General features: G+C 71.4%; 21 protein-coding genes and 1 pseudogene. 12 read left to right on the top strand and 10 right to left on the bottom strand.

What is annotated here, in order from left to right; all coding sequences use genetic code 11:
* The first annotated feature begins 51 nt into the window (after positions 1-51).
* The 4 genes from ACQP2O_RS41060 to ACQP2O_RS41045 all read left to right on the top strand — a co-directional run bounded on the left by ACQP2O_RS41060 (position 52) and on the right by ACQP2O_RS41045 (position 4,738).
* The gene (locus ACQP2O_RS41060) at positions 52-1,236 is read left to right on the top strand and encodes a sensor histidine kinase (RefSeq protein WP_433174598.1); all 1,185 of its coding nucleotides are present in this window, start codon (positions 52-54) and stop codon (positions 1,234-1,236) included.
* Complete coding sequence (locus ACQP2O_RS41055) at positions 1,233-1,883, top strand: response regulator (RefSeq protein WP_433174597.1); 651 nt, start codon at positions 1,233-1,235, stop codon at positions 1,881-1,883. Before ACQP2O_RS41060 ends, ACQP2O_RS41055 begins: the two co-directional genes overlap by 4 nt.
* A 132-nt stretch (positions 1,884-2,015) precedes the next feature.
* The gene (locus ACQP2O_RS41050; RefSeq protein ID WP_433174596.1) at positions 2,016-3,419 is read left to right on the top strand and encodes a S28 family serine protease; all 1,404 of its coding nucleotides are present in this window, start codon (positions 2,016-2,018) and stop codon (positions 3,417-3,419) included.
* A 122-nt stretch (positions 3,420-3,541) separates the two neighbouring features.
* Positions 3,542-4,738 carry an MFS transporter gene (locus ACQP2O_RS41045; protein ID WP_433174595.1) on the top strand — a complete coding sequence of 399 codons (1,197 nt, stop codon included), beginning with the start codon at positions 3,542-3,544 and terminating at the stop codon, positions 4,736-4,738.
* A 213-nt stretch (positions 4,739-4,951) separates the two neighbouring features.
* On the opposite strand, the pseudogene ACQP2O_RS41040 reads toward ACQP2O_RS41045, so the two are convergent.
* The 3 genes and pseudogenes from ACQP2O_RS41040 to ACQP2O_RS41030 form a co-directional block, all read right to left on the bottom strand.
* Positions 4,952-5,329 (bottom strand): annotated as a pseudogene (locus ACQP2O_RS41040) (globin); the annotation flags it as partial.
* Positions 5,330-5,342: 13 nt separating this feature from the next.
* Positions 5,343-6,389 (bottom strand): mechanosensitive ion channel family protein, encoded by a 1,047-nt coding sequence (locus tag ACQP2O_RS41035; protein WP_433174594.1) that lies wholly within the window; start codon positions 6,387-6,389, stop codon positions 5,343-5,345.
* 166 nt (positions 6,390-6,555) lie between these two features.
* A complete protein-coding gene (locus tag ACQP2O_RS41030; RefSeq protein WP_433174593.1) occupies positions 6,556-6,846 on the bottom strand; it encodes a hypothetical protein in 291 nt (96 codons plus the stop codon).
* 902 nt (positions 6,847-7,748) lie between these two features.
* Here ACQP2O_RS41030 and ACQP2O_RS41025 point away from each other — a divergent pair.
* Positions 7,749-8,807 (top strand): tetratricopeptide repeat protein, encoded by a 1,059-nt coding sequence (locus ACQP2O_RS41025; RefSeq protein WP_433174592.1) that lies wholly within the window; start codon positions 7,749-7,751, stop codon positions 8,805-8,807.
* 3 nt (positions 8,808-8,810) lie between these two features.
* The gene (locus ACQP2O_RS41020) at positions 8,811-9,350 is read left to right on the top strand and encodes a GNAT family N-acetyltransferase (protein WP_433174591.1); all 540 of its coding nucleotides are present in this window, start codon (positions 8,811-8,813) and stop codon (positions 9,348-9,350) included.
* A gap of 143 nt (positions 9,351-9,493) precedes the next feature.
* On the opposite strand, the gene ACQP2O_RS41015 is transcribed toward ACQP2O_RS41020, so the two are convergent.
* Positions 9,494-10,168 (bottom strand): response regulator, encoded by a 675-nt coding sequence (locus tag ACQP2O_RS41015; protein WP_433174590.1) that lies wholly within the window; start codon positions 10,166-10,168, stop codon positions 9,494-9,496.
* Positions 10,153-11,466, bottom strand: coding sequence for a sensor histidine kinase (locus tag ACQP2O_RS41010; RefSeq protein ID WP_433174589.1), 1,314 nt, complete (start codon positions 11,464-11,466; stop codon positions 10,153-10,155). Before ACQP2O_RS41010 ends, ACQP2O_RS41015 begins: the two co-directional genes overlap by 16 nt.
* A 200-nt stretch (positions 11,467-11,666) precedes the next feature.
* On the opposite strand from ACQP2O_RS41010, the gene ACQP2O_RS41005 reads away from it, so the two are divergent.
* The 3 genes from ACQP2O_RS41005 to ACQP2O_RS40995 all read left to right on the top strand — a co-directional run bounded on the left by ACQP2O_RS41005 (position 11,667) and on the right by ACQP2O_RS40995 (position 14,836).
* On the top strand, positions 11,667-12,020 hold the full coding sequence (locus tag ACQP2O_RS41005; RefSeq protein ID WP_433174588.1) for a VOC family protein: 354 nt from the start codon (positions 11,667-11,669) through the stop codon (positions 12,018-12,020).
* 105 nt (positions 12,021-12,125) lie between these two features.
* Positions 12,126-12,896, top strand: a complete 771-nt coding sequence (locus ACQP2O_RS41000; protein WP_433174587.1) for an ABC transporter ATP-binding protein — start codon at positions 12,126-12,128, stop codon at positions 12,894-12,896.
* A 2-nt stretch (positions 12,897-12,898) separates the two neighbouring features.
* Positions 12,899-14,836, top strand: coding sequence for an FtsX-like permease family protein (locus tag ACQP2O_RS40995; protein ID WP_433174586.1), 1,938 nt, complete (start codon positions 12,899-12,901; stop codon positions 14,834-14,836).
* Between the two features lie 11 nt (positions 14,837-14,847).
* Here the strand turns inward: ACQP2O_RS40995 and ACQP2O_RS40990 are convergent, their stop codons facing one another.
* The 3 genes from ACQP2O_RS40990 to ACQP2O_RS40980 form a co-directional block, all read right to left on the bottom strand.
* Entirely contained in the window at positions 14,848-15,054 is a 207-nt protein-coding gene (locus ACQP2O_RS40990) for an FmdB family zinc ribbon protein (protein WP_433174585.1), read from the bottom strand.
* 61 nt (positions 15,055-15,115) lie between these two features.
* Complete coding sequence (locus ACQP2O_RS40985) at positions 15,116-15,625, bottom strand: HNH endonuclease (protein ID WP_433174584.1); 510 nt, start codon at positions 15,623-15,625, stop codon at positions 15,116-15,118.
* A gap of 220 nt (positions 15,626-15,845) precedes the next feature.
* Positions 15,846-16,328 (bottom strand): hypothetical protein, encoded by a 483-nt coding sequence (locus ACQP2O_RS40980; protein WP_433174583.1) that lies wholly within the window; start codon positions 16,326-16,328, stop codon positions 15,846-15,848.
* Here ACQP2O_RS40980 and ACQP2O_RS40975 point away from each other — a divergent pair, their 5' ends adjacent.
* The 3 genes from ACQP2O_RS40975 to ACQP2O_RS40965 all read left to right on the top strand — a co-directional run bounded on the left by ACQP2O_RS40975 (position 16,329) and on the right by ACQP2O_RS40965 (position 19,943).
* Entirely contained in the window at positions 16,329-16,661 is a 333-nt protein-coding gene (locus tag ACQP2O_RS40975; protein WP_433174582.1) for a hypothetical protein, read from the top strand. It begins immediately after the preceding gene.
* Positions 16,662-17,004: 343 nt separating this feature from the next.
* Entirely contained in the window at positions 17,005-19,119 is a 2,115-nt protein-coding gene (locus tag ACQP2O_RS40970) for a prolyl oligopeptidase family serine peptidase (RefSeq protein WP_433174581.1), read from the top strand.
* 44 nt (positions 19,120-19,163) lie between these two features.
* A complete protein-coding gene (locus ACQP2O_RS40965; protein WP_433174580.1) occupies positions 19,164-19,943 on the top strand; it encodes a class I SAM-dependent methyltransferase in 780 nt (259 codons plus the stop codon).
* 30 nt (positions 19,944-19,973) lie between these two features.
* On the opposite strand, the gene ACQP2O_RS40960 is transcribed toward ACQP2O_RS40965, so the two are convergent.
* Positions 19,974-20,141 carry a hypothetical protein gene (locus ACQP2O_RS40960; protein ID WP_433174579.1) on the bottom strand — a complete coding sequence of 56 codons (168 nt, stop codon included), beginning with the start codon at positions 20,139-20,141 and terminating at the stop codon, positions 19,974-19,976.
* Between the two features lie 163 nt (positions 20,142-20,304).
* Positions 20,305-22,149, bottom strand: coding sequence for a dihydroxy-acid dehydratase (ilvD, locus tag ACQP2O_RS40955; RefSeq protein WP_433174578.1), 1,845 nt, complete (start codon positions 22,147-22,149; stop codon positions 20,305-20,307).

Genomic DNA, 22,149 nt, shown 5'->3' with positions numbered 1-22,149 from the left:
TCAGCCTGGAGACGGACGACCGGGACGGCGTCGGCGGGTTACGGTCGGCGCGTGGACCAACGGCCTCCGTTCACCCGGCGGCTGACCTTCGCGCACTGGGTCGGCCTCGACGTAGTGGTCGCGCTGCTGCTCACGGTCGCCCTGGTGTCGAGCGCGTGGGACGTACGGCCGTACTTCGGCGTGCCGGTGGTGATCGGCGTCGGGCTGGCCTGTGCGATCGCCGCGACGGTGGCGATCCGGCGGTGGCGGCCCGTCCTCGCGCTCGCGATGGCCGTCTCCGGGAGTGTGGTGTCGGCGTTCCTCGGGTTCTCCAAGGATCCGATGATCGCCCTCGCGCTCATCGTGTACATGGTGGCGCTGCTCAAGCCGGCCCGGACGGCGGCGGTCGCGCTCGTCGTCGTCGAGGCCGCGATGGCGGTCGATGCGGTCGCCGTCCGCGCGGTCGCGCCGTTCAGCGGTCCGAGCTCCCTCATCTCTCAGGTGGTCGCGACCGGCGTCGTCCAGCTCGCGGCCTGGTGCGCGGGCGTCGCGATGCGCCAGGCCCGCGCGTACGGCGAGGGACTGCGCGAACAGGCCGAGCGGCAGGCGCAGATCAAGGTGGAGCAGGCCCGGCGTGCGATCAGCGAGGAACGCCTGCGCATCGCGCGGGAGTTGCACGACGCGGTCGCGCACAGCATGAGCGTCATCGCGGTGCAGGCGGGGGTGGGGCACTACGTGATCGGAACCCGGCCCGACGAGGCCGCCAAGGCGCTCGCCGCGATCGAGACGACCAGCCGCGCCGTGCTGCAGGAGATGCGCGGGCTCCTCGGAGTGCTCCGGGACGAGACGCCCGGCGGCGCGGTGGCGCCGCCCGCGCGGGGCGTCGCCGACCTGCCCGCACTGGCCGAGCAGACCGGGCGTGCGGGCGTGCGCGTGGACCTTCAGCTGCGCGGGCGGCCCCGCGACCTGCCGTCCGGGATCGACCTGACGGTCTACCGGATCGTCCAGGAGGCCCTGACGAACGTGGTGAAGCACGCCGGGACGGACAACGGCCGCGTCCTGCTCACCTATGGCGCGGACGACCTGTGCGTCGAGGTGACCGACGACGGGGCGGGGTGTGATGGATCCGACGGCGGACACGGCCTGATCGGGATGCGCGAGCGGGTGGCGGCGTACGGCGGGGAGTTCAGCGCGGGACCGCTGCCGCTGCGCGGGTTCCGGGTGGCGGTCCGCCTGCCCATCGGTACGCCGGCGTGAGCGTCCGGGTGGTCGTCGTGGACGACCAGGCGCTGGTACGGGCGGGCTTCCGGGTGCTGGTGGAGACCGCGCCCGACCTGTCGGTGGTGGGCGAGGCCGGCACCGGCGTGGAGGCGGTGGAGCTGATCCGCCGGGAGCGGCCCGACGTGGTCCTCATGGACATCCAGATGCCCGAGCTGGACGGGATCGAGGCGACCAGGCGGGTGCTCGCCGATCCCGACCCGGTCCCGGTGCGGGTCCTGATGCTCACGACGTTCGATCTCGATCGGTACGTCTACGCCGCGCTGCGGGCGGGCGCCAGCGGGTTCCTGCTCAAGGACACGCCGCCCGCGGACCTGCTCGCCGCGATCAGAGTGATCGCGGCCGGAGAGGCGCTGCTCGCTCCGAGCGTGACCCGACGGCTCATCGCCGAGTTCACCCGCCGGCCCACGGTCCACGACCACCGCGCACTCGACGAGGTGACCGAGCGGGAGCGCGAGGTGCTCCGGCTGGTCGGCCGTGGCCTGTCCAACGCGGAGATCGCCGAGCACCTGCACGTGTCGATCGCGACCGCGAAATCCCACGTGAGCAGGTTGCTCATGAAGCTTCAAGCACGAGACCGGGCGCAGCTGGTCATCGCCGCGTACCAGTCCGGTCTCGTGGGGTGACGGCCGGCGTACGACGGGTTCGGCCGGGCGGCGACAGTTCCGTAACGAAGCCTGGGTAGATCGGGATTTCCGACCTCTTTGACCCCTACTGTCACGGTTGCATTCTCGCGATCCGACATAAAAGGGGTAGGAATGCGCAACCTCTCTCGAGGAATGCTGGCACTGCTGCTCGCGGCCGGGCTGGGCGGTGTCGGCGGCACCGCGCACGCGGCGCCCGTACGAGCGGCGGACGAGGACGTCCTTGCCAAGCTCAAGGCGATTCCCGGTATGACGGTGGAGGAGAAGACCTCCACCCTGACGGGGTACCGCTGGTTCTGGCTCAACTACCGGCAGCCGGTCGACCACCGGCACCCGGAACGCGGCTGGTTCGAGCAGCGCGTGCTGCTGGAGCACAAGTCCGCCGACCTGCCGATGGTCCTCTACACCAGCGGCTACAACACGCCGACGACGATGTTCCTGTCGGAGCCGACGGCGCTCGTCGGCGGCAACCAGATCTCGGTGGAGTACCGCTTCTTCACGCCTTCACGGCCCGAGCCGGCGGTGTGGAAGAAGGACACGATCTGGCAGGCCGCCACCGACGAGCACCGGCTGATCAAGGCTCTCAAGACCATCTACCACGGCAAGTGGATCTCGACCGGGGCGAGTAAGGGCGGCATGACCGCGACTTACCACAAGCGTTTCTACCCCTCGGACGTCGACGGCACGGTCGCCTACGTCGCGCCGAATGACGTCAACAACAAGGACGACAGCGCGTACGACCGGTTCTTCAAGACGGTCGGCACCGACCCCAAGTGCCGGACCAACCTGGAGAGCCTGCAGCGCGAACTGCTCAAGCGCCGCCCGCAGATCCTGGCACGGATGAGCGCCGACGCCGAGAAGGCCGGCAACACCTGGAAGATCATCAAGACCGTCGATCGGGCCTTCGAGAACTCGGTGATGGACTTCGAGTGGGCGTTCTGGCAGTACCACCTGCAGTCGGAGTGCAAGGACATCCCGGCGACGACCGCCTCGACCGACGCCATCTACTCCTACTTCGACAAGATCTCCGGCGCGCTGACCTACACCGACCAGGGCCTCGAGCCGTTCATCCCGTACTACTACCAGGCGGGCACGCAGCTCGGCTGGCCGTCGCCGAAGTTCACGCACCTGCACCCGCTGCTGCGCTACGAGAGCACCTACCAGCCGCGGACCTACGTCCCGGCGGACATCCCGATGCGGTTCGACCCGTCGGCGATGAAGGACATCGACCACTGGGTCCGCACCCGCGCGACCCACATGACGTTCATCTACGGCCAGAACGACCCGTGGGGTGCCGAGCCGTTCCGCGTCGGCCCGGGTAGCCGCGACTCCGCCGTGTACGTCGCGCCGGGCATGAACCACAGCGCCCACCTGATCGCCGCGCTGCCGGACGCGCAGCGTGCGCGGGTGACCGCCGACCTGCTCCGCTGGGCCGGCGTCTCCTCCGCGCAGGCGAAGGCCCTCTCGGTCCCGCAGGTCGCGGAGGACCCGATGCTGGCCCAGCGCCCGCCGCTCTAACGAATCACCCGCCGCGCTGAGCGCCTGCGCCCGGGCGGCACAGCGGGCCCCGTCGCCGATCCGGCGGCGGGGCCTTCGCATGTCGATGATCGTCTCATATTTCAAGACGCTAGTATCAGAATATGAGCAGACGATGGTCGGTCCTCATTGTCGGGTTGTTCGCCATGGTCGCCGGGTGCGCCTACCAGTACGGCCTGCCGTACCTCATCCCCGCCCTCCGGGCGGACGCCGGGCTCTCCCTGAGCCAGGCCGCCACGCTGATCTCCTGCCCCGTGGCGGGGCTCCTCGTCACCCTCGCTCTGTGGGGCGTGGCCGCGGACCGCTGGGGCGAGCGGGTCGTCCTCGCCACCGGCCTGACCGTGGCCGGCGGAGCGCTCCTGGCCGCCGCCGCCGTCCACCACCTGGTCGCGCTCGGCGCGTGCTTCTTCGTCGCCGGAGCCGGTGGCGCGTCCATCCACGCCGCCAGCGGCCGGCTCATCCTCGGCTGGTTCGCCGCCCACGAACGCGGCCTGGCGATGGGCGTACGCCAGACCGGACAACCGCTGGGCGTCGGCCTCGCGGCACTCGCCCTGCCGCCGCTCGCGGCGGGCACCGGGCTCGGCGGCGGACTGGTGTTCCTCGCCTGCTGCTGTCTCGCCGCCGCGCTGCTGGTGGCGGTCGTCGTCCGCGACCCCGCCCGTACGGGAGGGCACGAACCGCACGGCGGGCGCTCCCCGTACCGGACGCCGGTCCTGTGGCGGATCCACGCGGCGAGCGCGCTGCTCGTGGTGCCGCAGTTCGCGGTGGCGGCGTTCGCCCTCGTCTACCTGGTGGACGCGCGGGGCTGGGACGCCGCGACGGCCGGCCGGCTGCTGGCGGCCGCGCAGGTCGGCGGCGCCGCGGCGCGGCTGGCCGTCGGGCACTGGTCGGATCGCGCGGGCAGCCGACTGCGGCCGATGCGCCTCCTCGCGGCCGGGATCGGCGTCGTCATGCTCGCGCTCACCGCGGGCGCGCTGACCGGCTGGGGCGGCGCCTCCGTCGTGCTCGTCGTCGCGGCGGTGATCACGGTGACCACCAACGGACTGGCCTACACCGCCGTGGCGGAGTACGCCGGGCGCGCCTGGGCCGGCCGGGCGCTCGGCATCCAGAACACCGGGCAGAACCTGCTCGCGGCGGCGACCCCGCCCGTTCTCGGGTCTCTCGTCGGCGGATCCGACTACGGGACGGCCTTCGCCGTCGCGGTCGCGTTCCCCGTCGTCGCCGCCCTGCTGATCCCGGTACGGTCCGAAGGCGCGCCGGCCCACTCGGCGACACCGGAGCCGACCCGTGCGCGGAGCTGACCTGCGTTGGGTCGACCGGTGTGGAGCCCGGCCCCCGCGTGCAGGTGACCGGCGTGGAGTCGACTCGAGTGGGGCCCGGCCCGCGGCGGACCTGACCTGCGCAGAGCTGAGCCGCGTGGAGTCGACCCGCGTGGAGCCCGACCCGCGCGCGGAGCGGACCGGCGTGGCGTCGACTCGAATGGGGCCCGGCTCGCGTGCGGTGGTGACTCAGCCGGGGGCGTTGATCAGGCTGTTCGCCGCCATGACGAGGTAGTCCCAGAGCATGGTCTCGAGGGGCTCGGGCAGATCGAGCTCGTCGACGGCGTCGCGCATGTGGCCGAGCCAGGCGTCGTGCTCGGCCTTGCCGATCCGGAACGGCACGTGCCGCATGCGCAGCCGCGGATGGCCGCGCCGCTCGCCGTACGTGCGCGGACCGCCCCAGTACTGGATCAGGAACAGCCGCAGACGCTCCTCGGCCGGTCCCAGATCCTCTTCGGGATAGAGCGGGCGCAGCACGGGGTCGGCGGCCACCCCCTCGTAGAACCGGTGCACCAGGCGGCGGAAGGTCTCCTCGCCGCCGACCGCTTCGTAAAAAGTGACCTCTTGTGCCATGACGGGACCCAGCCTACGCGGCCGAGGTGTCCTCCTTGAACGTCGCGACGGCGACGCCGGCCGAGTCGAAGGCCTTCTTGACGCGTTCGCGCAGCTCCCGCGCGGTGTCGGCCTGCTTGCCCGGCGCCGTCTTGCAGACGACGCGGACGACGATCGCCTCCCCGGAGAGCGCCTGAACGCCCCAGACGGTCGGGTCCTCCAGGATGATCTCGTCCCACGGAGGCTCGGCCGCCAGCGCCGACGCGGTCTCGGTCAGGATCGTGCGGACCTTGTCGAGGTCGACGTCGTACTCGACCGGGACGTCGAGGACCACACGGGCCCAGTTCTGCGACTCGTTGCCGACCCGTTTGATCTCCCCGTTCGGGACGTACCAGACGACGCCGTTGACGTCGCGCAGGCGGGTCGTGCGCAGGGTGACCGCCTCCACCGTGCCCTTGGCGCCGCCGACGTCGATGACGTCTCCGACGCCGTACTGGTCCTCCAGCAGCATGAACATGCCCGTGAGGAAGTCCTTCACGAGGTTCTGGGCGCCGAAGGCGACCGCGACGCCGATGATGCTGGCGCTGGCCAGGAACGGCGTGAGGTCGAGCCCGAGGTAACCGAGCACGGTGAGGGCGGCGGCGCCGAGGATGATCATCGAGGAGATGCTCCGCAGCACCGACCCCATCGTCTCGGCCCGCTGCCGGCGCCGCTCGCTGACCAGTACGGGGCTGCCATCGAAGATCGTGCGGGTCTTCTCGCGGAGCCGCTCGGACATCGTGCCCTCGGCCATCCGCACGGTGACCTTGGTGATCAGCTTGTGCGTGAGCCTGCGCAGGACGAGCGCGATCGTGATCGTGAGGATGAGCTTGAGCGTCCAGGTGATCGGGCTCGTCCCGTCGAGCCACTGGTGGTACCAGCTGGCGAGATGCTCGTTGTGCGTGATCTGCCACGTCCACCGGCAACCTGTGCTGGGCACGGTCTGGACGGTCCCGTTGCCGAGCTTTTCCGTGCAGGCACCGGTGAGTGAGCCGTTGTCCTTAAGGAACGGCAAGACCGTCATCGGGTGACGCGCGAACACGAGACATCCTCCTGGCGGTGCCCGTGCGGGGCGACCACGTTCGACCGGCGAACCTACCCGATGGATGGTAGGCGACGGCTGGACGTCTCTTGCGCGATCTTGATGAACGGGCCCCGCGGAGCCGGTCAGTCCGCGCCACTGGCAACAGGCTCCGCGGGGGGACTCGCTAGGCGGTGCGCACCTCTAGGACACGTGCCACCTTCACCGCCGCGCCGCACGGGTCGTCGACGTCGTGCATCGGCTCGCCCCACGACCACCAGAAGTACCAGGACCGCTGGTCGAGGGTGCCGGGCGCCGGCGCGCACATGACGTTCTCGGACAGGCTCGCGGCGTCCGGGTTGACGACCCGGCAGAACGCCGGGCCGGAGCGGCTGCGGACCACGCGGGCCACCAGGCCGCGCTCGCCTAATTCACGGACCAGACCTTCGAGATATCCCAGTCGACGTTCGTCGAACATGGTGTGCCTCCCTCACCAAGTGAACTCACCTCGCTACGCGGTGCGAGAATCGCAAGCCGCCGCGAAGCGGTCAAGGCCGGGACGGAGGGCCTGGAGACCATCTTCTGTCCACATGGGTAGAGGTTTTTGCACTGACGTTGGATCTTTATCTGCTCCGGTATGGGGAGAGAGACCGTATCGCTTGCGTTTCTGACTGATTCGGTTGGCGTATCGCGATGCCGGAGTTACGCTGCGTACGCGAGATTTCATCTCCGTGGCCATGAGTTATCCGGTCGGACCTTTCCCCCCAAGGAGGCCGGGAAGTGACAGATCCCCCTCAAACGGAAGTGCCGGATCCCCGCAAAAAGGATCCACCTCGCAAAGAAGCCGATACTGCACGTTGTATCCGTGCTCGTGGGCTGGCGCAAGGTCATGCGCCACCTGACATTGCGAGGGAAATTCACGATCAATGCGGGCCGATCTTCGGAACGAGTCAGATCAAAGCCCAGCGACTCGCGCACGGCATCGCGCTGTCCGATGTCGTCGCGCAGGTCAGAGCGCTTTACGAGCTGGAGGGAAAGACGCGTCCCAAGCTCGGTGAGACGCTGCTGTCAGCGTACGAGAGCGGCTATAAGCGCCCGGGCCCCGAATATCTGCACTACCTGTGCAGCGTCTACCGCGTCGAACCCCCGGACCTCGGCTTTCAAGGGCCGTGTGTCTGCGGCCACCGGCACGAACGCCCACGAGCCGGTGATCAGGACAGGATGGCCCGCGAGCCCGACAGTGTGATCAGGCCGCGTGCCGTCCTCGCGGACAGCAGCGAGTGGGCGGCCAATTTCGAACGTACCTCCGGTCCGCGCATCTCCCGGGTCCATTACCGCGCCGAAGACCCGGGCGGCAAGGACGGAGACGAGGAGGACATAGTGCTTCGTCGGACCCTTCTGCAACTGCTGGCCGGAGCAGGCGTGGTGCTCGACGGCCAGATCCTGGGGGCGGTGGACGGCATCCGCCGCCGGATGGACGACACCCTCGTCAACGCGACCGTGTCGCCGACCATGCTCGATCAGTGGGAGGAGACCGTACAGGGATACGGGCAGCAGTACATGTCGACGCCGCCGCTACGGCTGCTCTGCGACGTCCTGCTGGACTTCAGTGAGGTCCGTCGCATGTGCGAGCAACGGCAGCCGATCGAGCTGCAGGAACGACTGTGCCGCATCGCGGCGCAGCTGTCCGGCATGGCCGGCGTCATCATGATCGACCTCGGTGACCACCGGCTCTCCCGCTCCTTCTTCCGGACCGCCCGCACGGCCGCCGACGAGACCGGCGACCGCGCGCTGCGCGCCTGGGTCAGCGTGCGCGAGTCGCTGGTGCCGATGTACTACGGCGACCCGCGCGAGGCCCTGCATCTGGCGCGCCGGGCGCAGGACCTGGCCGGTCGCGCGCCCAGCGTGGCCGGCGCGATGGCGCCCATCGTCGAGGCGCGCGCCCTCGGCATGCTCGTCAAACGGGGGCGGGGCGAAGCCGTCCCCAGCGCCAAGCGCGCGCTCGCCCGCGGCCAGGCGGTCTTCTCCCAGCTCGGAAAGGACCAGGTCAAGGACACCGCCTTCGGCTACACCGAACGCCAGCTCGCCTTCCACATGGGCGACACCTACACCAACCTCGGCGACCACGGGAACGCCGAGGAGACCCTCCGGAAGGCACTGACCCTCTATCCCACCACCGAAGAGCTCGACCGCACCCTGATCTGGCTCGACCGGGCGTCGTGCCGGCTCCAGGAGGGAGAACCGGAAGAGGCGCTGCGCACCGCAAAGGAGACCATCCTCGCGGTGTCCGCGGCGCACCGTACCGACATCGTGATCCACCGGGCCCGCCAGCTCGCCAGCGCCGTGGTAGCGCAGTACGGCGACATCCGGGCGGCCCGCGAGTTCCGTGACGCGCTGGCCGCACCGGCCACGGCGGGGATCACCAGGAAGCAGGCCTGACCGGTGGGCCGTCCACCGGTCATCGCCTCGGCGCTACCCCGGCGGCTCTGCTCCGAGCCCCCCACGTGGGAGTTCGCGGGCCTCCGCATCCGGCGCTACACCCCCCACGACCATCGGGCGGTGTTCGCCCTCCACCAGGAATGCCTGTTCCAGGTGGGCCTGCGCCCCGGCGACGGCGTGTACTACGACGACGACTTCACCAACATCGAGGAGGTCTATCTCCGAGGCCGCGGCGAGTTCCTCGTGGGGGAGGTGAGCGGACAGGTCGCGGCACTCGGCGGGCTCCGGCGCGTCGACGACCTGACCGCCGAGATGGTCCGCCTCCGCGTCCGTCCCGACCTGCAGGGCCGCGGATACGGCGCGGCGCTCGTCACCGTCCTGGAGCAGCGCGCCGCCGAGCTCGGCTGCCGCCGGCTCCGGGCCGACACCACCGTCAAGCAACGGGTCGCGATCGCTCTGTACCGCTCGTACGGCTGGCGGGAGATCGCGCGCGAGGCGACGGGAGACACCGTCACCGTCTTCTACGAGAAACGACTGGAATAGGGGGCCGTGAGCGGCGGCGGCGCCGGACTCCGCCGCCGCTCACGACACACCAGCGGATCGATGGTCGACCGTGAACGGAACACTCAGGTCACGGCGGATGCGGCCTGCCGCATCCGCCGTGGGCGTCGTGGGCGCGGACGCGTTCATCCGGACGCGGTGCCGCCCCGCAGGTAGGCGAGCACCGCCAGCACCCTGCGGTGCGTGTCCTCCGCCGGGGGCAGGTCGAGCTTGGTGAGGATGCTGCCGACGTGCTTGCCGACCGTCGCCTCGGAGACGACGAGGATCCGGGCGATGGCGGTGTTCGAGTGGCCCTCGGCGATGAGACCGAGCACCTCCCGCTCACGCGCCGACAGCCTCGCCAGCGGATCGCGCTGCCGGCGCAGCAACTGGCGCACGACCTGCGGATCGACCACGGTCCCGCCGTCCGTCACCCGTCGCAGCGAGCCGACGAACTCCTCGACGTCGACCACCCGGTCCTTGAGGAGATACCCCACTCCCCGGCCGTCTCCCGAGTCGAGCAGGTCGGCCGCGTAGCTGAGCTCGACGTACTGACTCAGCGCCACCACGGGCAGGCCCGGGTGGGCGCGGCGCAGCGCGACCGCGGCGCGCAGACCCTCATCGCTGAACCCGGGAGGCATCCGGATGTCGGTCACCACCAGGTCCGGGCGGTGCTCGGCCACGGCGGCCACGAGCGCGTCCGCGTCACCGGCCGTGGCCACGACCTCGAAGCCGAACCGGCCGAGCAGCCCGGCCAGCCCTTCCCGCAACAGCACCCCGTCCTCGGCGAGGACCACCCGGATCGTTACCGCAGGTCGCACGGAAGCTCCACATGGACGACGGTCGGCCCGCCCACCGGGCTCGACAGGAGCATTCTGCCGTCGATCACGGCCACCCGGTCCGCCAGGCCCGTGAGCCCGCTCCCCGCGCGCGGGTCGGCTCCGCCGTCCCCGTCGTCGCGGATCTCCACGGTGAGCAGGCCGGCCTCCCGCCGTACGGTGACGACCGCCTCCGAAGCGCCACTGTGCTTGGCGACGTTGGTGAGCGCCTCCGAGACGACGAAGTAGGCGGTGCCCTCGACATGGGCCGGCAGGCGGTCCGGCAGCTCGGCGTCCACCGTCACCGGGATGGAAGACCGGTCCGCGATCTCGCGCAGCGCGGCGGCCAGCCCCCGGTCCGTGAGCACCCGCGGGTGGATGCCGCGGATCAGTTCCCGCAGCTCCGTCATCAGCCGTTTGGCCTCTTCGTGGGCCTCGCCCACGCTCCGGGCGGCGGGGGAGTCGGCCGGGACGTCCAGCCTGGCCAGGCCGAGCTGCAGGGTGAGGCTCAGGAGACGCTGCTGCGCGCCGTCGTGCAGATCGCGTTCGATGCGCCGCCGCTCCGCCTCGAACGCGTCGACCAGCCGGGCGCGCGACCGCGACACCTCGACGAGCTCGGCGCGCAGCCGCTCGTCGGGCCCGTGCCGCAGCAGCGAGCGCGCCACGGCCGCGTGGGCACCGGCGACCACCGCGAGCACGTACGGGAGGACGGGGAGCAGCACCAGCCCGGCGAGCGCGTACGGGAGGGCCTGCCACGGGTCGTCGACACTGGTGAACCCGAGCGCCACGGTGCCGTCACGCGCCAGCAGCGGACTGATGAGGAACGCGCCGATCAGCAGCGCGAACAGCAGCAGGGCCAGGGACAACACCGGGACGACCGCGACGAACACGCAGAGGTAGCCCAGCTCGCGCCAGGTCGCCGCCTCGGTGTACCGGGTCCGCAGCCACGACCACGGGCCGCGGACCGTACGGTGCCCGGACGCCACGGGCCGTACGTCCACGAGGCGCAGTCGGCGGCGTTCCAGCTCGGCCAGCGGAACGGCGATCAGCGGGCCGGCCCCGGCGACGAGCACCACGCCGAGAAGACCGAACAGCGCGACCGCGACCGGCGCCGGATGGGCGTCCGTCGCCCGCCGCGTCGCGACCACCAACGGCAGGGCGAGCACGGCCACCGGCACGGCCGCCACGGTCAACGGCAGGGCCGCCGTCAGCAGGTACGCCAAACACCGCCACGGCCAGCCGCCGACCAGGAAACGACGCCGCAGCATCGCCTCGAACGCGGTACGGGGCGCAGAGGACACGCACGTACGGTAACCGCGCCTCGGCGTCGTTCGTGCGGAGATACGCCGTGACCGGTGGTCCGCCGTGATGCCCGGGGCCTTGCCGCCGTTGCGGACGGCGAGGTGACTGGGTCGTCCCGATTCGCGGGGGCAACGCCGGCGGCAAGGTCACTGAGTCGCGTGTTCTTCCGCGTGGCGGAGTGGGCGTCGATAATCGGGCGATGGTGCGAGTGGGATCGATCGTGATGGGCGTTTCGGACGTGCGGCGGGCCGTGGAGTTCTGGAGTCGGGCGCTGGATTACGTGCCGCGTGAGGAGCCGACGGAGACGTGGGTGGTGCTCGCGCCGGCGTCCGGTGATGGGCCGAACATCTCGCTCGGCCTGTCCGAGACGCCGGTGCAGGACCGGCCGCGGGTGCACCTCGACCTGTACACCGCCGACCAGGCCGCCGAGGTCGACCGGCTGGTCGGCCTCGGCGCGTCGCACGTGGACTGGCAGGACTATCCGGAGGACGCGGACTTCGTCGTGCTCGCGGACACGGAGGGCAACCGCTTCTGCGTGATCGCGTACGGCTGACCCGGCGGACGGCGCCGCCGGCGGTCACGGAGGTAGGGCCAGACATACCTCGAGTTGGTGTCCTGGGCTGATGTTCCCGGTTCCCCCGGACGATGAGATCGCCTTATGACGGAGGGACAGGCGATCGGGCGGGCGTGGCATGCGGGGCCCGCCGCGCCGGCGGTGGAGTTGCGCGAGGTCAGCAGGGAGTACGGGCGCGGGGACGCGACGGTCCGGGCGCTCGACGGAGTGAGCATCGGGTTTCCCGCCGGGTCGTGGACGGCCGTGATGGGGCCGTCGGGGTCGGGGAAGTCGACCCTGCTGCACTGCGCGGCCGGGCTGGAGAAGGCGAGCGGCGGGCGGGTCCTGCTGAGAGGGCAGGACATCACCTCCGCGCCGGACAGCGCTCTCACCGCCCTGCGGCGGCACACCGTCGGGTTCGTCTTCCAGACCTTCAACCTGGTCGGCTCGCTCACCACGGAGCAGAACGTCGCGCTGCCGCTGAAGCTCGCTCGGCGCACGGTCTCCCGCCAGGCCGTGCGCGAGGTGCTGGACGCCGTCGGCCTGGGGGACCGGCTGCGGCACCGGCCCCGGGAGCTCTCGGGCGGGCAGCAGCAGCGGGTGGCGATCGCGCGGGCGATGGTGACGCGGCCCGCGGTGCTGTTCGCCGACGAGCCGACGGGCGCGCTGGACTCGGCGTCGGCCCGTACGGTGCTCGAGCTGTTGCGGACCATGGTCGACTCGGCCGGACAGACGATCGTCATGGTCACCCACGATCCCGCCGCGGCGGCGCGGGCCGACGCGGTGGTGTTCCTGTCGGACGGCAGGGTCGTCGACCAGGCGATGCGCCCGTCGGCCCGGGAGGTCGCCGACCGGCTCGCGCGGCTGGAGGGCTGAGCATGCCGGGGATCGCCTTCAGTAACTTCCGGGAGCACCGGCGCCTGTTCACCGGCGCCATCCTGGCCGTCGCCCTGGGCGTCGCGCTGATGCAGTCCTCGCTGTCGGTGATGGCGGCGGTGTCCGAGGCCCGGATCCCCGCGGGGCTGTCCGGCCAGGCCCGGGAGCGGATCCGGGACGCCTACGCGGGGGCCGCGACGCTGCTCGGCATGACGGTCATGCTCGCGGGGTTCCTCGCGCTGTTCATCGTCGGCTCGACGTTCGCCTTCACCGTGGCCCAGCGCCGCCGCGAGCTCGCCCTGCTGCGGCTGGCCGGGGCGAGCCGTCCGCAGATCGTCATGCTGCTGGTCGGGGAGGCCGCGCTGCTCGGCACGGCCGGTGCGACGGCCGGGGTTCTGCTGGGGGTGCCGGGCACGTGGGCGCAGGCCTGGCTGCTGGTGGCGTTCGGGTTCCTGCCCGGCGGTGTCTCCCCCCACCTGAACGGCGGGATCATGCTGGCGTCCGCCTGCGTCGGGCTCACCGTGGCGCTGCTCGGCGTGCTGACGGCCGCGCGCCGGGCCGCTCTGGTGCGGCCGCTGGAGGCGCTGCGGGACACCGGGCGCGCCGCCAGGGTCATGACCGTGGCCCGCTGGGTGTTCGGCCTGTCCTCGCTGGCGTTCGTGATCTGGCTGGTCGCCGCCGCGCAGACCGGCCGCGTCGACGTCCTGGGCGCGATGCTGATCGCGATGACCGTCTCGGTCGTCGGCGCGGTGGCCCTGAGCCTGCTCAGCCCCCTGGTCGTGCCCCTCGTGGGCGGCCTCCTCGGCCTCCTGGTGCGCCGGAGCACCTTCGGCGAGCTCGCCCAGGCCAACCTGCGCGACAGCGTACGGCGCAGCGCGTCGACCGCCGCGCCGCTGATCGTGCTGGTGTCGCTCGTGGTCGGCCTCATGGGTACCCTGGCGTCGCTGGGCAGGATGGCGGGCGAGGAGCAGAAGCGCATCGTCGCCGGTGATCTGGTCGTCGACTCCACCGGCGCGGAGGCGTCCCGGGTCGCGGTCGTGCCCGGGGTCGCCGTCGCGTCACCGCAGGCCACCCTCCCGATCGCCGTGACGGTCGGGCACGGCGCGTACCGGCGGACCTACTACTCGGGGATCGTCGCGGTGGATCCGGCGGCGTACCGGCGGACGTATCGGCGGCCGCCCCGTTCCGGCTCGCTGGCGGCCCTGCGGGGGCGGACGATCGCGGTGGGGCCGGGTCTGAGTGAGGAGGGCCTGCGGCGTGGGGGCGTGGCGGTCGCCCGGATCGGCGAGCGGCGGGTGCGGCTGCGGATCGTCGCCGTCATGGCCCCCGTCCTCGAGAACGGCGCGGACGGCTTCATCCTGCCGCGCGAGCTGATCCCGGAGGACGTCATCGCCAAGGCGCCGACCCGGACGGTGGTCCAGGTCGCCCCCGGTACACCGCCCTCGGCCGTCACCGAGCGGATCCGCGCCGCGCGGATCGGAACGGTCCGCACCGTGGCGAAGTGGGCCGACGCCGAGGCCGACGCGCAGCAGAAGGGCAACGAGGCGATCTTCGCGGTGCTCGTCGGCCTCGGCGGCCTGTACGCGGCCGTCGCCGTCGTCAACGCGGTGGTCATCGCCGGTGCCGAGCGCAGGGCCGAGTTCGCGGTCCTGCGCCTCACCGGGATGAGCCGGCCGCAGGTCGTGCGGATGGCGTTGATCGAGGCGGCGGCGGTCACCGCGATCGGGCTGTTCCTCGGTCTCCTGGTCGCGGCGGGGGCACTGGCGGGGATCGGCGCGGCGGCCGTCCGGGCCGTCGGCACGCCCCTGGTCGCGGTGCCGTGGGAACTCCTGGGCCTGCTGGTGCCGGGAGCGTTCATCGTGACCGGCGTGGCGAGTGCGTGGAGCACGCTGTCGGCGACCCGAGTGCCGCCGGTGACGCTGGCGACCGCTCGGGAGTGAGAGCGGTCGGCTCAGCCGCAGCAGCCGCCTCCGCAGCAGCCCCCGCCGCCGCTGGGCGGGGCCGCGGTGCCGCCGCCGGTGACGGCGACCGTGGACAGCAGCTTCACCGTGTCCTCGTGGCCGTCGGGGCATGCGGCCGGCGCGGACGCCTCGGCCATCGGGCGGGACACTTCGAACGTTGCGCCACAGGCGCGGCAGCGGAAGTCGTAGCGTGGCACGGCCATAGCGTACGACGTCACCGCCTCCGATGGCGATCCGGCGGTGGGTTCGGAGTCGTGATCAGGCGGCGGGCTCGGTGACGTACGGCGCCCACTGCGGGTCGCCGTCGTTGACCAGGCCGATGAGCCGCCAGTGCGCCCCGCGCGGAACGGCCGGGACGACGCGCGACTTCCACCCGATCTCTTCAAGTAGCTTGTCGGCCTTGCGGTGGTTGCAAGGCATGCAGGAGGCGACGCAGTTCTCCCAGATGTGTTTTCCTCCGCGGCTGCGCGGGATGACGTGGTCGATCGTCTCCGCGCGAAGGCCGCAGTACGCACACCGGAAGTTGTCGCGCCGCATGAGGGCCGCCCGGGTGAGCGGCACCCGTTGTCGGTAGGGGATACGGACGTAGCGCAGAAGTCGGATCACCGACGGCATCTCGACGACGACCGAGGCCGATCGCAGTTGGGCTCCGGATGTGTCATGATGCACGATCTCGGCCTTCTCCCGGAGGACCAGGCAGACCGCACGCCGCAGCGGAAGGGTTGTCAGGGGTTCGTACGTCGCGTTGAGCAGTAGGACCTGTCTCATCAGACGGCCTCCGTGCCGCAGGCGCCGGCCGCCTCACGGGCCACGCTCCAGCGTGCCTCGGCATGAGGCATAACGATCTTTCTCACCAGCGCACCCGACACGAGGACCTCCTCACGGGTGATACCCAAGTTGGACTCAGTGTGGCTGCTGAGATGCTGATCCCGCTACCCCATATCCGGGGCATTCGCTGGAAGCGCGCCCGCGAGGGCGGCCGGACGGGTCAGTGACCTGGGTGACGACCTTCGGTCTCGGCGCCGGCGTGCGACGCGGCCTCCTCACCCGGCCGCTCGCGCCACGTCATCCTGGCGTCGAGGCGAAGCGGGCCGCCCTTGAGGTTCCCCGAGGTCTTGAGCCAGCCCGTGCGCTTGTCGCCCGCGCCCATCGTCTCGTACCGGCAGACGATGGTCTCGTGCTCCGACGCGCAGGGCTTCGACTGCCCCAGGACCTTGTGACCGGACGTGATCTTCTGCGTCGCGACGACGTCGTCGGCCGACCGGGATCCCCCGTTCACGACGGTCCAGCGCCAGATGACCCCGGAGCCGCCCGTGGCCTCCTCCGGCTTGTCGTAGACCAGCCGCGGGCTCGCCTCCTGCGCCCGGTGCCCTCCCTGCGCCTCGCGAGAGTGCTGAGCGCCCTCGTGTGACGCCGCGCGGGGTGGCTCGGCCGCTCGCGGCTCGTGCCCCTCATGGGAACCAGGAGCCACGTGCTGCTGAGCCGCTCGCGCCCCTTGCGCCTGCTGCTGTTGGTCCGGTCGCGCCTGCTGGGCCTCGTGGGCCTGCTGAGCCAGGCGCTGTTGGAGCGCCCGTGCCTGCTGCCCTTCGCGGGCCGGCTGCGCGGGGTGCTGTTGGGCCGCTCGAGCCTGCTGCCCTTCGTGGGCCTGCTGAGCCGGGTGTTGTTGGACCGGTCGGGCCTGCTGGCCTTCGTGGGCCGGCTGCGCGGGGTGCTGCTGGGCCGGTCGCGCCTCTTGGGCCTGGTGCTGCTGGGCCGCCCGGGCCTGGGCTTCGTGGGCCCGGTGAGGCAGCTGGGCGGCCTGTGACGCCTGTGCGGAGTGCTGCGTTCGATGTGCCGGTCGTTCGGCGCGCTGCGACTCCGGCGGTGACGCCGCGGGGTGCGGCTTCGGCGCGAACGCGTGCGCGGACGAGCCGGCCGACGCGCCGGCCACCAGAGCGACCGTGGCCAGCGCCGGTGCGGCGACCAAGGCCGTACGGCGGCCGTACCGACTCGTACGTGCGGCCGTTCTGTGCGGGTCGATCGTGTCTTCCATTGTTCCCCCCGAGTGACGTGGAAAGACGCGCCCCACATCTTTCTCGGTGCGACGACCGGGGGGAAACCGCCACGCCCGGCGCGGGTCGGTACGCCGACCTCGTTAAAGTGCGTTCATGAGCCGACCGCTGTACCCGTCCGCACATCGTCAGGACATCGCCGAGGAGATCCACGGTCATCGCGTCGCCGATCCTTACCGATGGCTGGAGGATCCGAACGCCGACGACACCAAGAAATGGCTGACGGCCCAGGACGAACTGTTCCACCGTGAGGTCGACGACCTGCCCGGCCGGGACCGGCTGCGGGCGCGGGTGCGCGAGCTGCTCGGCGCCGGGAGCGTCGGCGCTCCGGTCTGGCGGGGCGAACGCCGTTTCTTCATGCGGCGCACCGCCGAGCAGGAGCACGCCGTCCTCTACACCGTCGACCCCGGCGAGACGAGCGAGCGGGCACTGATCGACCCGATGGCGCTCGACTCGACCCACACGACGACGCTCGACTCCTGGCAGCCGGACAAGGAGGGGCGCCTGCTGGCGTACCAGCTGTCCCACGGCGGCGACGAGGAGTCCAAGCTGTACGTGATGGACGTCGCCACCGGCGAGACGATCGAGGGGCCGATCGACCGGTGCCGCTACACGCCGATCGCCTGGCTGCCGGGCGGCGACGCGTACTACTACGTCCGCCGGCTCGCCGCCGGCCAGGTGCCCGCGGGGGAGGAGCAGTACCACCGCCGCGTCTACCTGCACCGGGTGGGGACCGACCCCGAGACCGACGACGTGATGATCTTCGGTGACGGTCGGGAGAAGACCAACTACTACGGCGTCGGCGTCAGCCGCGACGGCCGTTGGCTCACTCTCTCCTCCTCGCAGGGCACCGCGCCGCGCAACGACCTGTGGATCGCGGACCTGAGCACGTCCCCGCTCGAGACCCCGGAGCTGCGGGTCGTCCAGGAGGACGTCGACGCCGAGACCGGCGTGCACATCGGGCGCGACGGGCGCGCGTACGTCTTCACCGACCGGGACGCCCCCCGCGCCCGGCTGTGCGTGGCCGACCCGTCCGATCTGTCGCCCGGCACCTGGCGCGACCTGATCCCCGAGGACTCCGAGGCGGTCCTGTCGGACTTCGCGATCCTCGACGACCTCGACCGGCCCATCCTCCTCGCCGGGTGGACCCGCCACGCGATCAGTGAGATCACCATCCACGACCTGGTGACCGGCGAGCGGATCGGTGAGGTCCCCGTTCCGGGCCTCGGCACGATCGGCGGGATCACTGATCGTCCCGACGGCGGTCACGAGGCATGGTTCGCCTACGTCGACCACACGACCCCGACGTCCATCCACCACTTCGACGCCAGGACCGGCGAGACGACGCTGTGGGCGTCCGCGCCCGGCACGGTCGACGTGCCCGACGTCGAGGCGCGCCAGCTGACCTACGCCTCGAAGGACGGCACCGAGGTGCGCATGCTCGTCATCGCCCGCGCCGACGCGGTGCCCGGCGACGGCACGCCCCGGCCGACGATCCTCTACGGCTACGGCGGTTTCAACGTCCCGCTCACGCCCGCGTACTCCGCCGGGAGCCTCGCCTGGGTGGAGGCCGGCGGCGTCTACGTCGTCGCCAACCTGCGCGGCGGCTCCGAGGAGGGCGAGGAATGGCACCGCGCCGGCATGCTGGACAAGAAGCAGAACGTCTTCGACGACTTCCACGCCGCGGCCGAGAAGCTCATCGCCGACGGATGGACCACCGCGGACCGGCTCGCGATCTCCGGCGGATCCAACGGCGGCCTGCTCGTCGGCGCGGCGATCACCCAGCGGCCCGACCTGTACGCCGCGGCGGTGTGCTCGGCGCCGCTGCTGGACATGGTGCGGTACGAGAAGTTCGGCCTCGGGCAGACGTGGAACGTCGAGTACGGCTCGGCCGAGGACCCGGAGCAGTTCGGCTGGCTCTACGCCTACTCCCCGTACCACCACGTGCGTGAGGGCGTCGCCTACCCGGCGACCCTCTTCACGATCTTCGAGAGCGACACGCGCGTCGACCCGTTGCACGCCCGCAAGATGTGCGCGGCGCTGCAGTACGCGACCACCGACGACGGCAGCCCCATCCTCCTGCGCAACGAGGCCGAGGTCGGGCACGGCGCCCGCGCGGTCAGCCGCTCGATCGAACTCACCGTCGACACCCTGTCGTTCATGGCCGCCCACACCGGCCTGACGCCGGAAGAGGAACCGCAGCACACATGAGCGAGCGAATCAAAAGCACGGCGCGCCCGGAGGAAGGAGGTCGCTTGACTGCCCTCGAACGCGTGCTGCCCCTGCTCGACCCGCCGCCCGCCGAGCCGGATGTGTCACGCGGCTACCTCGACCTCCTCGGCGAGGAGGCGCGGCCGCACGACACGCTCGCGCAACGGCTCATGCGCTCCGGATTCCTCCCGAAGATCTATGAGGACCTGTGGCGGCCGGTGATCTTCGGGCTGTCGAAGGGACCGCTCGGGCCGAGCATGGACGAGGAGTACGACCTCGCCCGCGACTGGCTGGACCTCGCCGCCGTCCCGGACGGCACCGTGCTCGACCTGGCCTGCGGCCCGGGCAACGTCACCCGCGCGCTGGCCGCCGGGATGACGGGGCACGGGCTCGTGGTCGGCATCGACGCCTCCTCGACCATGCTCGACCGGGCGATGGCCGAGACGGTCCGGCCGACCGGCCGGGGCGAGAACGGCGCCGCCGACGTCGCCTATGTTCGCGGCGACGCGGCGGACCTGCCGTTCCGCGAAGGCACGTTCGATGCGGTGTGCTGCTTCGGCGGGCTGTACCTCTTCGCGGACCCCTGGTCCGCGATCGACGGCATCGCCCGCGTGCTCAAGCCGGGCGGCCGGGTCGTGTTCCTCACGACCCGGCGGCCGGAGATCCCGCTCGTCGGCCCGGGCAGCGCCGTGCTCGGCCGGCTGACGGGCATCCGGATGTTCGGCACCGACGACCTCTGCCAAGCCCTGCGGGCCCGCGGCTTCACGACCCTGCGCCAGCGCGCGTACGGCCTGATGCAGTTCGTCGGCGGCACCCACGCCTGAGATGCCCGAACCACCACCGGATCGACCGGGTCAGCTCGCGGGGTCGTACCGGTAGATGGTCGCTACCGAGTCTCCGTTGTCGAGGATCAGTTCACCGGCTCCCCACAGCGAGCGGGTGCCTCGGATCAGGGCGATCGAGTTCGTGTTGGCGTCCTTACCGGCTCCGACCGGTGCGGCTCGCTTCGACGAGACGAGCATGGTTCTCCCCGTTCCGTTGGCGGGCTCGCGGAGAGTGGGTCTCCCGCGATGTCGATCTTCCGTAGGTTCGACACGCGAGCTTGACCGGCGGTTGACACACTGTCGGGCCGAGGAACCGGAATGGTCCGGCGGGCGGTGACGCGCCCGCCGGACCCGGGCGGGATCAGCCGCCGAGCTGGGAGATGTCGCGGGCCGCGCCGGTGGAGGCCGAGGTGGCCATCGCGGCGTAGGCCTGCAGGGCGGCGCTCACCGGACGGTGGCGGTCGCGGGGCCGGTAGGAGCCCAGCTCCTTCAGGAGGCGCTCGCGGCGGGCGTTGAGCTCGTCGGCGGGCACGTCGAGGCGCAGCTCGCGGCGTGGGATGTCGATGACGATGCGGTCGCCGTCCTCGACGAGGGCGATGTCACCGCCCGCGGCCGCCTCCGGGGAGGCGTGGCCGATGGACAGGCCGCTGGTGCCGCCGGAGAAGCGCCCGTCGGTGATCAGCGCGCAGGCCTTGCCGAGCCCGCGGCCCTTGAGGAACGACGTGGGGTAGAGCATCTCCTGCATGCCGGGGCCGCCCTTGGGGCCCTCGTAGCGGATGACGACGACGTCGCCGGGCTTGACCTTCTTGCCGAGGATGCCCTCGACCGCGTCATCCTGGCTCTCGAAGACGACCGCCGGGCCTTCGAAGGTCCACAGCTCCTCCTCGACGCCGGCGGTCTTGACGACGGCGCCGTCGACGGCCAGGTTGCCGTACAGCATGGCGAGCCCGCCGTCCTTGGTGTAGGCGTGCTCGACGTCGCGGATGCAGCCCTGCTCGCGGTCGAGGTCGAGCTCCTCCCAGCGATTGTCCTGGCTGTACGGCTTGGTGGTGCGAACCCCGCCCGGCGCGCCGTGGAACAGCTCCACCACCTCCGGCCGGACGCCGGGGGAGCGGACGTCGTACGCCTCGAGGAACTCGCCCAGCGACGCGCTGTGGATCGTGTGGACCGTGCGGTTGAGCAGCCCGCCCCGGTCGAGCTCGCCGAGGATGGCGGGGATGCCGCCGGCCCGGTGGACGTCCTCGATGTGGTACTTGGCGGTGGCCGGGGCGACCTTGCAGACGCAGGGCACGCGGCGCGACAGCTCGTCGATCTCCTTCAGGCCGAAGTCGACGCCGGCCTCGCGGGCCGCGGCGAGCAGGTGCAGGATCGTGTTGGTCGACCCGCCCATCGCCACGTCGAGTGCCATGGCGTTCTCGAACGCGTCGCGGGTCGCGATGTTCAGCGGCAGCACCGACTCGTCGTCGTCGCGGTAGTAGCGGTTCGCGATCTCGACGACGCGGCGGCCGGCGTCCTCGAACAGCGTCTTGCGGTCGGCGTGGGTGGCGAGGACCGTGCCGTTGCCGGGGAGGGACAGGCCGATCGCCTCGGTGAGGCAGTTCATCGAGTTGGCGGTGAACATGCCCGAGCAGGACCCGCAGGTCGGGCAGGCGTTCTCCTCCATCTGGGCGAGGGTCTCGTCGGAGACGGACTCGTCCGCGGCGGCGATCATCGGGTCGATCAGGTCGAGCTTGGTCGTGCCGTCCACCGGCTTGCCCGCCTCCATCGGCCCACCGGAGACGAACACGGTCGGGATGTTGAGCCGCATGGCCGCGATGAGCATGCCCGGAGTGATCTTGTCGCAGTTCGAGACGCAGATCAGGGCGTCGGCGCAGTGCGCGTTGACCATGTACTCGACCGAGTCGGCGATCAGCTCCCGCGACGGCAGCGAGTAGAGCATGCCGCCGTGGCCCATCGCGATGCCGTCGTCGACGGCGATCGTGTTGAACTCGCGCGGGATGCCGCCCGCCTCCTTGACCGCGGCGGCGACGACCTGGCCGACCTCGCGCAGATGGACGTGGCCGGGGACGAACTCGGTGAAGCTGTTGGCGACCGCGATGATGGGCTTGCCGAAGTCCTCACGCGCTACGCCGGTGGCCCGAAGAAGAGCCCTGGCTCCCGCCATGTTCCTGCCGTGCGTGACCGTTCGTGACCTCAGCGGGGGCAT

It is taken from the genome of Actinoallomurus sp. CA-150999 (assembly GCF_050942425.1).
In the GTDB taxonomy this organism is placed as follows: Bacteria; Actinomycetota; Actinomycetes; order Streptosporangiales; family Streptosporangiaceae; genus Actinoallomurus.
The sequence above is the reverse complement of the archived record's forward strand: the minus strand, read 5'-3'. Positions and strand labels throughout refer to the sequence as shown.

Coding starts and splice junctions, on each gene's coding strand:
- ACQP2O_RS41050 (WP_433174596.1), top strand. CDS start 2,016: ATGCGCAACCTCTCTCGAGGAATGCTGGCACTGCTGCTCGCGGCCGGG.
- ACQP2O_RS41045 (WP_433174595.1), top strand. CDS start 3,542: ATGAGCAGACGATGGTCGGTCCTCATTGTCGGGTTGTTCGCCATGGTC.
- ACQP2O_RS41030 (WP_433174593.1), bottom strand. CDS start 6,846: ATGTTCGACGAACGTCGACTGGGATATCTCGAAGGTCTGGTCCGTGAA.
- ACQP2O_RS41005 (WP_433174588.1), top strand. CDS start 11,667: ATGGTGCGAGTGGGATCGATCGTGATGGGCGTTTCGGACGTGCGGCGG.
- ACQP2O_RS41000 (WP_433174587.1), top strand. CDS start 12,126: ATGACGGAGGGACAGGCGATCGGGCGGGCGTGGCATGCGGGGCCCGCC.
- ACQP2O_RS40995 (WP_433174586.1), top strand. CDS start 12,899: ATGCCGGGGATCGCCTTCAGTAACTTCCGGGAGCACCGGCGCCTGTTC.
- ACQP2O_RS40985 (WP_433174584.1), bottom strand. CDS start 15,625: ATGAGACAGGTCCTACTGCTCAACGCGACGTACGAACCCCTGACAACC.
- ACQP2O_RS40970 (WP_433174581.1), top strand. CDS start 17,005: ATGAGCCGACCGCTGTACCCGTCCGCACATCGTCAGGACATCGCCGAG.
- ACQP2O_RS40960 (WP_433174579.1), bottom strand. CDS start 20,141: ATGCTCGTCTCGTCGAAGCGAGCCGCACCGGTCGGAGCCGGTAAGGAC.
- ilvD (WP_433174578.1), bottom strand. CDS start 22,149: ATGCCCCCGCTGAGGTCACGAACGGTCACGCACGGCAGGAACATGGCG.